Here is a 10711-nt window from a genome sequence, read left to right on the forward strand (position 1 = left end):
AAGCCTTTATGAAGGACGAGCGGGGCGCCTTTTCGGCCCAAGCGCACAAGTAATTAGAGGCGATGAGGCACCTGCGAACGCGGTCATAAAAGGAAATCGAAAAAAAACTTTCGCCCATAGCCTTGCTAGCTACAATACTCTGCTACATTTGCAATGTACTAGTTTAGTAATACACTAAAACAACACCGCAAATGGTCCGAATCCGCAACCTGCACTTTGGGTACTCGCGCCGGGTGCCCCAGCTAGAAGACCTGAGGCTCGACCTGGTGCGGGGCCGCATCTACGGCCTGCTAGGCAAGAACGGCGCCGGCAAATCGACCTTGCTCAAGAATATGGTGGGGCTAGCCTTTCCGCAGGCGGGCACCTGCGAGATAGAGGGGCAGGCAGCCAGCCGGCGGCTGCCTGCCACGCTCGAAGACCTGTTCTTTTTGCCCGAAGATGTGCAGGCCCCGCCGGTGTCGGCTACGCAGCTGGCGGCCAGCACGGGCGTATTCTATCCGCGCTTCGATACGGGCGCTTTCCATACGTACCTGCGCGAGCTCGACGTGCCGGCCCATGCCCGCCTCACGGCGCTGTCTTTTGGCCAGCAGAAGAAGGTCTTTATTGCGTTTGCCCTGGCTACCAATACGGGCCTGCTGGTGCTCGACGAGCCTACGAACGGTCTCGATATTCCGAGCAAGATGCAGTTTCGCAAGCTCGTGGCGGGCGCACTGGGCGAGGACCGCTGCATTGTCATCTCGACCCATCAGGTGCGCGACCTCGACAGCCTGATTGACACCGTGCTGGTGCTGCACGAGCGCCGCATTGTGCTCAGCGAAACCATTGATGCCCTAGCCGAGAAGCTGTACTTTGGCCCGGTCCCGGCCGGCACGGCTAGCCCCGACGTGCTCTACGCCGAGCCCTCGGTACGTGGCCAGCAAGCCATTCGGCCCGGCGATGGTGAGCGCTACACGAAAGTCGATTTGGAATTGCTTTTCAACGCCCTCACCGGGCCTAGCCAGGCCGTGGCCACTTACCTCACCCACCTGCACTTGCAACATGAGCCAGTACGTTAACCTCACCCGCTTCGGGCGCCTGGCGCGCAAACACCTGAGTGAGCACGCCACGGGCTACGCGCTCGGGGCCGCCGTGCTACTCGGGGGCTTGCTGGTACTGCTGGGCTTTCTGACCTATATCCAGCACTGGCCAATGAGTGAATCTATGCAGGCGGCCTTATTTATGCTGTGCCTGCTAGGAGCGGGTAGTCTTTTTACCAGCACTGTTTTGGCGCAGTTTGGGGCGGGGCGGCAGGCCGCGCTGGCCCTCACGCTGCCCGCCTCGCAGCTCGAAAAATTCCTGTTGGCCTGGCTGCTATCGCTGCCCGTGTTTCTGGTAGTTTTCGTGGCCGATTTTTACTTGGCCGATTGGCTGGTGATGCACCTGGTGAGCCCGCGGCCCGGCCCGCTGCTGCCCCTGCTCGATGGCCACGAGGTGCCGGGGCTGCGCCTGTTTCTGACGCTGCACGGGCTAGCGCTATTCGGCAGCATTTTCTTCCCGCGCCTGGCTTTTGTGAAAACGGCTTTCGTGGTCCTGGGCATGGCTGTGCTGGTGGGCGTGCTCAACTTTAAAGTATTGAATGCCTGGCTAGGGGGTAGCCTGGGCATGGCCGTCCCCTTTGGGGCGGCTGGCGTGCAAGGCTTCGGGCCCCTGGTGCTGCCCGAAGCCCAGGAGCGCTGGCTGGTAGGCCTGCCGCTGGCCCTAGCCGTGCTGCTATGGGCCGCCGCCTACGCACGCCTCACCGAGAAGCAATTATAAACTATGGAATTTGCTGATAATGAGGCGATATACCTCCAGATAGCCAGCTACGTGGGCGAGCACATCTTGCGCCAGCAGTGGCTGCCCGACCAGAAGATACCTTCGGTGCGCGACCTCGCCGCCGAGCTGCAAGTCAACCCCAATACCGTGATGCGCACCTACGAGTTTTTGCAGAGCCAGGGCGCCGTCTACAACAAGCGTGGGCTGGGCTTTTTTGTGGCCCCCGACGCCCCACAGAAGGTGCGCGACTACCGCCGCGAGCGCTTCTTGCAGCAAGAGCTGCCCGCCTTTTTCAATACCATTTCGCTGCTGGGCATTGGCCTTGAGGAGCTGCGCCAGCGCTACGAACAGTTTCAGGCCGCCCCGGCAGCCCCAACCCTTTCTGCGCATGAAAACTAGCATCAAACTATTGCTGGCGGCCTTTATAGTGTTGCTAGCCTCCCTCACGGCCTACAACATGGCCCTGCGCGCCGAGTACCGCTCGGGCGCCTACAAAGACCCGCTGCGTGGCTATACTGCGTTGGCTTTTAAGAACTTTACGGAAGTGGACGTGCCAGCGGCGGGCTTATTAAAAGTGAAAATCATGGCCGGACCGTTTGGTGTGTGGGTGCATCCGAGCGCCGGCAAGGTTGTGCGGGTGAGCCAGCAGGGTGGGCGGCTGGTAGTGGCCGCCGTGTTCCCCGACCACGCGCAGGCACCCAATTGGGGCGAAACGGTGGTTATCAGTTGCCCAAACCTGGTAGGGCTCCAAACCAATGCCGAATGCCAAGTGCAGGGCCATCCCGAACGCAGCAAAAACTCGCTGGGCGGCCGGGTGCTGCTGCAGGGCTTTACCCAGGACAGCCTGGCCCTGCGCCAGGACTGGGGCAGTCGCATCGAGCTGACCAACAATCGGCTAGGCCTGCTGCGCGCCACGGCGGGCGCCACGCCCGGCAGCCACCCCATTTTGCAGGTAAACGGCGGCAACCGCTTCGCAGCCGCTAGCCTCACCCTGGACCACCAAAGCGAGCTGGTGCTCAACAATGTGCAGATTGGGCAGCTGCACCACCGCTTTGGCGACAGCACCAAAGTGACCCTAACGGGTGCCGCGCTGGGCAGCGTGCTGAAGTAACCCTGGCCCAAGCCAACCTGCCCCGCCAGGGGCTAGCCGCCCAGCCGCCATGCCCGGCGCATGCTACTTAGCAGCACGCGCCGGGCCTTTCGGCTGAACAAAAAAGCCGCTGGCGGGTGTTAGATTCGACCCGGGCATCCGCTAGGGGCCACTTTGCCTGCATGACTACCAACGAAATCAAAGCGCTTATCTCGCTGCTCGACGACCCGGAAATCGCCCCTCAGATTCAGGGCGAAATCCAGAACCTGGGCGAGGCCATCATCCCTTTTCTCGAAGAGTCGTGGGAAGAGACCCTCGACCCGCAGCAGCAGCGCCGCCTCGAAGACCTCATTCATAATCTGCAATTTGAAGGCTTGCAGCACCGCCTACGGGTGTGGCGCGACTCGGGCGGCCAGGATTTGCTGGAGGGTATGTGGCTGCTCAACTCGTATCAGTACCCCGATGCCGACCTGCAGGCTCTGAACCGCGCCATCGAGCAGCTACGCTTCGAAGCCTGGACGCTGCTGCGCCCCGAGATGCACCCCGCCGACCAGGTGCAGGTGCTCAACCACGTTATTTTTCGCAACCACAAGTTCGCGGCTAATACCCAGCACTTTCACTCGCCGGCCAACTCCATGCTGCACCGGGTGCTCGAAACCAAGCGCGGCAACCCCTTGTCGCTCTGCGTTATCTACCTGCTGGTGGCGCAGCGCCTCGACCTGCCGATATTCGGCGTGAACCTGCCCAACTTGTTTGTGCTCACGTACCAGCTCTACAAGGATGAGGAAGAAAAGCCCGTTACGCCGTTCTATATCAATTGCTACAACCGGGGCGTCATTCTCTCAAAGGCCGATATTGAGCACTACGTAGGCCAGCTCGGCATCACCTCGCAAGATACGTTTTACGAGCCCTGCACGCACCTCGACATCGTGCGCCGGGCCATGCGCAACCTGCAAGTGGGCTTCGAGAAATTGCAGGAACCCGCCAAGGCCGAAGAAGTAGCCCAGCTGCTAGCCATCCTGCTGGAAAAAGACGAGCCGGGCGAAGGCGAAGAATAAAAAACAGCCCCTAAAAAGAAAAGGCCTACTTCACGAAGCAGGCCTTTTCTTTTTAGGGGCTAAGACTGAGTGCCAGATGCTACCGCTTAATCAGGCAGCCAGCGGCGCGCTTGTCGGCCACGCCGGCTGGGCGGCCGGCCAGCACGTTGTCGAGCACCTGCTGCAAGTAGTGCTGCTGCACGCCGCTGGCTACCTGGGGGTTATCATCAATAGCGCCACGGTAGCGGACTGCAAAGCCCGAACCGGAAGGCTGCAATACCACGGCCTCGGTCGTTTTCGTCACACCCAGGGCGGCGCTGGCGGCGCCCTCATCGGTGTAGGTGGCCAGCGAGCCGCCCCCGCCACCCTCGCTCGTGTCGAGGTTGATAGGCACATTGACAAACATAAACTGCACGCCCCGGCCGCTGTAGGCGCTGTTGAGAGCCGCAAGGCGCTCCTGGTAGAGGCGGGTATAGGCGCAGGCAGGGTTCATAAACACCACCACTACAGCCTTTTGGCCGGCATAGGCACTGAGCGAGGCGCTACCGCCTCCGGTTTTTTGGACCGTAAAATCGCCTACCGTGCCCTGGGCGCGGACAACGCCCACCGTGACGGTGGCCAGCAGCAGGGCCGCTGCGAGTAGCACCGGAAGTTTGCGAAAAAACATGGCTAGGGTAGAAATAGTCAAGAGAGATAAACAGCGCGGGATGCGCTATAATGTGCGTGAAAATTAGACGCAATACGTGAGCACATAGCCCGCCGCCGGCCGAAGATAACAAATCTGGTGCCGGGAAATGGCACCGTTTATCTGCAGCCGGGCTGGTAGTATGCCGGGCACGGGCCAGGGGCCGGCCGGCAGGTCGAGCAGGAGGTTTTCGCGGAAGATGATGCCGCGCTGGCCCGCCAGCTTGTACAAGGTTTCCTTAGCGCTCCAGAGCAGGCTGAACAGCTCTTGCGAAGCGCTGCCAGGAGCAGCGTCGGCTAGGGTAATGCTTTCAATAGCAGCTAGTTCATGGTCGTTGAGAAACTTGCGGGCAATGCGTTGGGCTTTGTCGCGCACTGCTTCTACATCAATGCCCACCGCTACGCCGGCCGGGGCTAGCAGGGCCGCTGCCCACTCGCCCGAATGCGAAATAGACACCGCCGGCGCTGCCGGGCCTAGCAAAAAAGGCCGGCCAGTTTCGTCGTTGCGCAGCGTGGCCGGGGGCGCCCCGGCGGCGGCCAGCAACTGCTGCACCAGTACGCGGCCGGCCAGCCACTGCGCCTGGCGCGGGCCATCGGCGCGAGCGGGGAGGAGCGGGGTATAGGCAGCCGCACCGGCTAGCTGCGGCCAGAGGTCGGCGGGCGTTTCGGTGAGGTGCCAGAGGCCTAGCAGCGGGCCGCCGGGCAGGCGTGCGATAGAATGAAGGGGCATAAACAAGCGAGCGGCGGCGAAGGTAGTACCGGCCCGCAGCCCGACCTTTGCGGCCGGCCCGGCCCGGGCCGCTTCGTTTGCTATGCTCGTCCCTACGCCCCCGCCTCGCCCCACCGCCACCCGCATCGGCACCCTAGCGGGCCACCACGATGCGGTGTACGCGCTGGCCGGGCGGCCCGGCGCCGACCTTATATTTTCGGGCAGTGCCGATGGCATGGTGGTGGCCTGGAACAGCGCCCAGCCTGAGGCCGACGGCGAACTGCTGGCCAGGGTCGAAAACTCGGTGTATGCCCTGCTGGAGCTGCCGGCACGCGGCCTGCTGCTGCTAGGGCACAATTTTCAGGGCGTGCAGGCGCTTGACTTGCAAAGCAAAAAACTTGCCTACGCCACCGCCCTGCCGCCGGTCGCCATCTTTGAGATGATGTATTCGGAGAGCCGCCAGCGCCTGTACTGTGCCCTTGGCGATGGCACGCTCGCCGTGCTGCGCGGCGACGATTTCCGGCTCGAAAACCTGCTGCGAATCAGCGACAAGAGCCTGCGCTGCCTGGCCCTGCACGACGAGCGAGGCGAGCTGGCCGTGGGCAGCTCCGACTGGAAAACCTATATTCTGGACCTCGACTCGCTGGCTGTTAAAACGTCCTTGGCCGAGGCTACCAACTCCATTTTTACGCTCACCTACACCCCCGATGGACAGCACCTGCTGGCCGCCGGCCGCGATGCCCACCTGCGCCGCTACCGGGCCGCCGAGGGCTACCCGCTGCAAGACAGCGTAGTGGCGCACATGTACGCCATCAACCACTTGGCATTCAGCGGCGATGGGCGCTACCTGGCTAGCTGCTCCTTAGATAAAAGCATCAAGCTCTGGGACCCGGCTACGCTGGCGCTGCTGCGGGTGCTCGACAGGGCGCGCACGGCGGGCCACGGCACGTCGGTCAATAAGCTGGTTTGGCCGGGCACGCAGCACCGGTTAGTTTCGTGCAGCGATGACCGCAGCCTGGCGGTGTGGCAGATTTTAGCTGCTGACTAATGGCTGTTAGCTTTCGGTTGGGCAAAACGCGTTGACCCGGCTGCCCGATGAGTAGCTTGTTATTATCCTCTCTTATTTAAAAAGCTAACGGCCAACAGCTAGTAGCTATCCGCTAACGATGAAAATTACCGCCCTCGATATTCGGCAGAAGACGTTTGAAAAGTCCTTTCGGGGCGTGGACAAGGAGGAGGTGCAGGCCTTCCTCAATATGGTATCGCAGCAGTGGGAGCGCCTCGGCGACGAAAACCGCGAGCTGCGCCTCAAACTGGAGCACGCCCAAAACGACGTGCAAAAGATGCGCGAGGTAGAATCGTCGCTCTACCGCACCCTCAAAACGGCCGAGGATACCGGCAACTCCATCACGGAGCAGGCCCAGCGCGACGCCGACCTGCGCCGCCGCGAGGCCCAGCTGCTGGCCGAGCAAACCCTGGCCGAAGCCCGCCAGCGCGCCCGCGCCATTGTGGAAGAAGCCTACCAAACGGCCGAGAAAACGGTGGCCGACATGCAGAAGGAAGTGACTGGCCTGGGCCAGGAGTGCCAGCGCCTTGAGCAGCAGCTCGATACCCTGGTGCGCGACCTGCATCATTTGGCTTCCGATGCGCTGGAGAAAGTAGAGCGTGCCCGCGCCCGCCCCAAAAACGCCCCAGCGGCCATCCTTTCGCGCGCAGCGAGCGTACAGGTAAAGCGGCCGGCCGAAGCGCCGGCGCCCGAACCTAGTCCTGCTCCTGCTATGAATATTTCCACCGCCTCTGCCCGCTCTTCGGCCGCTGCCGTAGCGCCCACGCCCGCCGCTGCTTTTGTGCCGGAGCCTGCCAGCCGAACCGCTGCGCCCGAAGCTAGCCCCGTGGCCGCGCCGCGTGGCTACAACCCCAAGCCCGGCCAGCAGCCCGACCCCGGCCAGGCCCCCACGCCCGATATCGAGCGCCCCCAGGCTCCATCTGAAAACCCCGGCATTGCGCCCGCCCCGCGCATCGACCAGCCCGGCCCCGAAACGGTGCCGTCGCCCCCTGCACCTTACATAGAGCCTACGCGCCCCGAGATTCAACCAATCGGGCCTAGCCGCCCCGATATTCAGCAGCCCGAGCCTATGACCCACCCCGGCATGGCCGCTAGCCCAGCCAAGCCTGAGCCAGTAGGGGAGAAGTCGTTTTTCGACGAACTCTAACCCACGAAGTCGTCCGGTTTTTGGATTACGTGGATTTCGTGGACGATTTCCTGGTAATCACTTTAGACTGATAAACAATAAAAGGCCGCCCCACCGGGTGGCCTTTTACTTTTGCTCCTGGTAATGGTGCCAGCTACAACAGCCGCGTAATCCGAAAAATTCGGGTGAATCCGTGGTTCAGAATAACTTATGGGACAAATCGCACTCGAAGGACTGGAGTTTTTCGCCTTCCACGGCTACTACGACGAGGAACAGAAAATTGGCAATAAGTATGGCGTCGACCTGCACCTCAAGACTGACCTGCACGCCGCCGGCGCTTCTGATAAGCTGGCTGAAACCGTTAACTACGAAGTGCTCTACCGCGTGACACTCGAAGAAATGCAGCGCCCCGCCCGGCTGCTCGAGCACCTGGCCCATCGCATCCTCGACCGCATGATGCAGGAGTTTCCGCAGGTGCGGCGGGCGCAGGTGAGTATTTCCAAATTCAACCCGCCGCTAGGGGGCATCTGCCACCGGGCGCGCGTGACGCTGGTGCGCAAGCGCGGCGACGCGAACAACCAAGAATAAGTCAGTCAAAAATAATTCCGCTGATTGTTAGCGTGTTGGCTTATTATACGATTTATTTCGTACATTGCTTTTGCATCTACGAAGGCTCTCGTATAACCTTTGACCTACGAACTATTTCGTACGGAACTTATCGCCCCGCTCGCCATGCCCAAAGCGCCCCCCAAACCTACCGATTCGGAACTTGAGATTTTGCAGGTGCTCTGGCAGCATGGCCCGGCCACTGTTCGCACCGTGAATGAGGAGCTAAGCAAGCGCCGCGAGGTAGGCTACACTACCACCCTGAAAATCATGCAGCTGATGCTGGAAAAAGGCCTGGTGAGCCGCGACGACGAAGGCCGCAGCCACGTGTACCGGGCCGCCGTGCGCGAGCAGGATACCCAGGGGCTGCTGCTCGACAAGTTTGTGGCCGCCACCTTCGGCGGCTCAGCCCTGAAGCTGGTGATGCAGGCCCTGGGCAACCGCAAAACCTCGGCCGACGAGCTGGCCCAGATTCGGCGCCTGCTCAACGATATTGAGATTCAGAATGCTAACCCCTCAACCTCTACTTCCGATGACGACGCTCCCGCTGCTTAGAGAAGTTTTGTCGCCCGCCCTGGTACGGGCCCTGGGCTACGCGCTGCTGCACTCGCTGTGGCAGGGTGGGGTGCTAGCCCTGCTGCTGGCCGGTGTGCTGCCGCTGTTGCGCCGCCAACGCGCCGAGGTGCGCTACGCTGCTTCGGCCGGTGCCCTGGCGGGCCTGGTGCTGCTAGTTGGTTTTACGTTCGGCTATTACTACCAGCACGCTCCGCTACCTGCAGCACCGCTTGTAGTAGCTAGCCCGGTAGGAGCAGCTTCTGCCGGGCCGGCTAGCCCCGCTACGGCACTTGCTCTGCAAGCGGTGGCTACCGATGCTATAGCGCCGAGCACCCCACTCACCTGGGTGCGGGCCAACGCCCACCAGCTCGAGGCCTACCTGCCGCTGGTAGTGGTGGCCTGGCTGCTAGGATTGGTGCTGATGAGCGGCCGCCTGGCCGGCGGGCTCCTCTACGCCAGCCGACTGCGCCGTGCGGGCACCCAGGCGCTGGGTGCCGACTGGCAGCAGCGGCTCGACACCCTGGCCAGCCGCGCCGGCGTGCGCCAGTCAGTGGCCTTGCTGGAGTCGGCGCGGGTTGCCGGGCCGGTGGTACTGGGGCATCTGCGCCCAGTCATCTTGCTACCGCTAGGGGCAGTGGCCGGCCTCAGCCCCGCCTTGCTTGAAGCGCTGCTGGCGCATGAGCTGGCCCACATAGTGCGCCGCGACTATTTGCTCAACCTGGGGCTGGCCGTGGCCGAAGTGTTGTTTTTCTACCACCCGGCCGTGTGGTTTATGGCCAACTGCCTGCGGGCCGAGCGCGAAAACTGCTGCGACGACCAAGCCGCGGCCCTCTGCGGGGGCGATGGCCTGCGCGTGGCCCGTGCCCTGGCTGCTTTGGCCGAGCTGGATGCCGCCACGGCCTCCGCGCCGCGCCTGGCGCTGGCCGCGGCGGGCGCGGGCGGGCGCGGTGGGCTACTGGCCCGGGTGCGCCGCCTGGCCCTGGGCCGCCCCCAGGCCCCCAGCATGAGCGAGCGCCTGCTGGCCGGCTCGCTGACCCTGCTAGGGTTGCTGGGCCTGAGCACCGGCGTGGTGCTGGCCGCGCGCCCCGCCCAAACCGTGCCCGGACAGACTGCCCCGGCCGATACGGCTCGCCGCCGGGTGGCCGTGGCACCGCCCGCTCCGGCAGCCCCAGCGGCTCCGGCAGCGCCTGATGCCCCCAATGCCCCCGATGCGCCCGCCGAACCCCAGCAAGTAGAAAAAGAAGTGCGGGTCGAAATGGCTGATACTGACCCCGAAGTGCGGGTGCGCCGCCTGCGCCGGCTACCCCCTCGCCGCGGGGCTAGCACCGTGGTCATTGAGAAAGACAAAAAAGGCCGCGTGGTAAACCTGACGGTAGACGGCCAGCGCGTCGAAACCTCTGACAAAAAAGCCAAGCGAAGCAAGAAAGTGCGCACCGTGGAAGTGGTGACCGTGCCCGCCGCCCCGGCCCGCTTCGAGCGGCTCGAACGTCTTGAAATGCCGGAAATGCCCGAGCTGCCGGAGTTGCCCGAATTACCCGACCCCCGCTCGTTCAGCTTCAACTTTTCGACCGACGCTCTCAACCGCGATGCCCTGCGTGCGGCCCAGCGCGGCCTGGCCGAAGCCATGCGTGCCCCTAACCTGAGCGCCGAGCAGCAGCAGGAAATGCAGCGGGAGTTAGACCGCCTGCAGCAACAGTTAGGCCGCCACCAGACCGAGCTGCGCAAGCAGTTCCGCAAGTTTGATTGGGACCATACTGGTGCGGCGGCTAGCCACCCTACCAACCCGACGTATCGGCTGGACCGCAGCTTGCGAGGGCGCGTCCGCCTCAAAATTGACAAGCAGGGCCGTGTGCTGCGTGACGACGCCACCGAGCAAGCTGACCGCGACGCCGCTCAGGCCGACCGTGAGGCCGCCCAAGCTGACCGCGACGCGGCCCGCGCCGATGCTGCTGCCCGCCGCGCCGAACTGCGTGCTCGCATCGCCGCCGCCGAGGCCGAGCTGCGTGCCCTCGATGGCAGCGCGGGCCGGCCCACGCCACCCCGG

12 protein-coding genes are annotated in these 10711 nt (G+C 63.2%); 10 read left to right on the forward strand and 2 right to left on the reverse strand.

Going from position 1 to position 10711, the window contains the following annotated elements; all coding sequences use genetic code 11:
- Nucleotides 1–191 precede the first annotated feature (191 nt).
- The 5 genes from J4D99_RS19775 to J4D99_RS19795 all read left to right on the forward strand — a co-directional run bounded on the left by J4D99_RS19775 (nucleotide 192) and on the right by J4D99_RS19795 (nucleotide 3942).
- The gene (locus J4D99_RS19775; RefSeq protein WP_208133474.1) at nucleotides 192–1055 is read left to right on the forward strand and encodes an ABC transporter ATP-binding protein; all 864 of its coding nucleotides are present in this window, start codon (nucleotides 192–194) and stop codon (nucleotides 1053–1055) included.
- Nucleotides 1039–1794 (forward strand): hypothetical protein, encoded by a 756-nt coding sequence (locus J4D99_RS19780; protein WP_208133475.1) that lies wholly within the window; start codon nucleotides 1039–1041, stop codon nucleotides 1792–1794. The genes J4D99_RS19775 and J4D99_RS19780 overlap by 17 nt, the downstream gene beginning before the upstream one ends.
- Before the next feature lie 3 nt (nucleotides 1795–1797).
- A complete protein-coding gene (locus J4D99_RS19785; RefSeq protein ID WP_208133476.1) occupies nucleotides 1798–2193 on the forward strand; it encodes a GntR family transcriptional regulator in 396 nt (131 codons plus the stop codon).
- Nucleotides 2183–2905 (forward strand): hypothetical protein, encoded by a 723-nt coding sequence (locus J4D99_RS19790; RefSeq protein ID WP_208133477.1) that lies wholly within the window; start codon nucleotides 2183–2185, stop codon nucleotides 2903–2905. The genes J4D99_RS19785 and J4D99_RS19790 overlap by 11 nt, the downstream gene beginning before the upstream one ends.
- Before the next feature lie 161 nt (nucleotides 2906–3066).
- Nucleotides 3067–3942 (forward strand): transglutaminase-like domain-containing protein, encoded by an 876-nt coding sequence (locus tag J4D99_RS19795; RefSeq protein WP_208133478.1) that lies wholly within the window; start codon nucleotides 3067–3069, stop codon nucleotides 3940–3942.
- Between the two features lie 79 nt (nucleotides 3943–4021).
- Here the strand turns inward: J4D99_RS19795 and J4D99_RS19800 are convergent, their stop codons facing one another.
- Nucleotides 4022–4609 carry a thioredoxin domain-containing protein gene (locus J4D99_RS19800; RefSeq protein ID WP_208133479.1) on the reverse strand — a complete coding sequence of 196 codons (588 nt, stop codon included), beginning with the start codon at nucleotides 4607–4609 and terminating at the stop codon, nucleotides 4022–4024.
- Nucleotides 4610–4651: 42 nt separating this feature from the next.
- Entirely contained in the window at nucleotides 4652–5335 is a 684-nt protein-coding gene (locus J4D99_RS19805) for a 4'-phosphopantetheinyl transferase family protein (RefSeq protein ID WP_208133480.1), read from the reverse strand.
- An 82-nt stretch (nucleotides 5336–5417) separates the two neighbouring features.
- On the opposite strand from J4D99_RS19805, the gene J4D99_RS19810 reads away from it, so the two are divergent.
- The 5 genes from J4D99_RS19810 to J4D99_RS19830 all read left to right on the forward strand — a co-directional run.
- Nucleotides 5418–6362: a WD40 repeat domain-containing protein gene (locus tag J4D99_RS19810; RefSeq protein WP_208133481.1), complete on the forward strand. Its 945-nt coding sequence runs from the start codon at nucleotides 5418–5420 to the stop codon at nucleotides 6360–6362.
- A 118-nt stretch (nucleotides 6363–6480) separates the two neighbouring features.
- A complete protein-coding gene (locus J4D99_RS19815) occupies nucleotides 6481–7527 on the forward strand; it encodes a DivIVA domain-containing protein (RefSeq protein ID WP_208133482.1) in 1047 nt (348 codons plus the stop codon).
- A gap of 189 nt (nucleotides 7528–7716) precedes the next feature.
- Nucleotides 7717–8094, forward strand: coding sequence for a dihydroneopterin aldolase (gene folB / locus J4D99_RS19820; RefSeq protein WP_208133483.1), 378 nt, complete (start codon nucleotides 7717–7719; stop codon nucleotides 8092–8094).
- Nucleotides 8095–8238: 144 nt separating this feature from the next.
- Complete coding sequence (locus tag J4D99_RS19825) at nucleotides 8239–8667, forward strand: BlaI/MecI/CopY family transcriptional regulator (protein ID WP_208133484.1); 429 nt, start codon at nucleotides 8239–8241, stop codon at nucleotides 8665–8667.
- A gap of 7 nt (nucleotides 8668–8674) precedes the next feature.
- Nucleotides 8675–10711 (forward strand): M56 family metallopeptidase (locus tag J4D99_RS19830; protein WP_208133485.1); only part of this gene is annotated, 2037 nt, incomplete at its 3' end.

Source organism: Hymenobacter sp. BT559, from assembly GCF_017571525.1.
Lineage (GTDB): Bacteria > Bacteroidota > Bacteroidia > Cytophagales > Hymenobacteraceae > Hymenobacter > Hymenobacter ginsengisoli.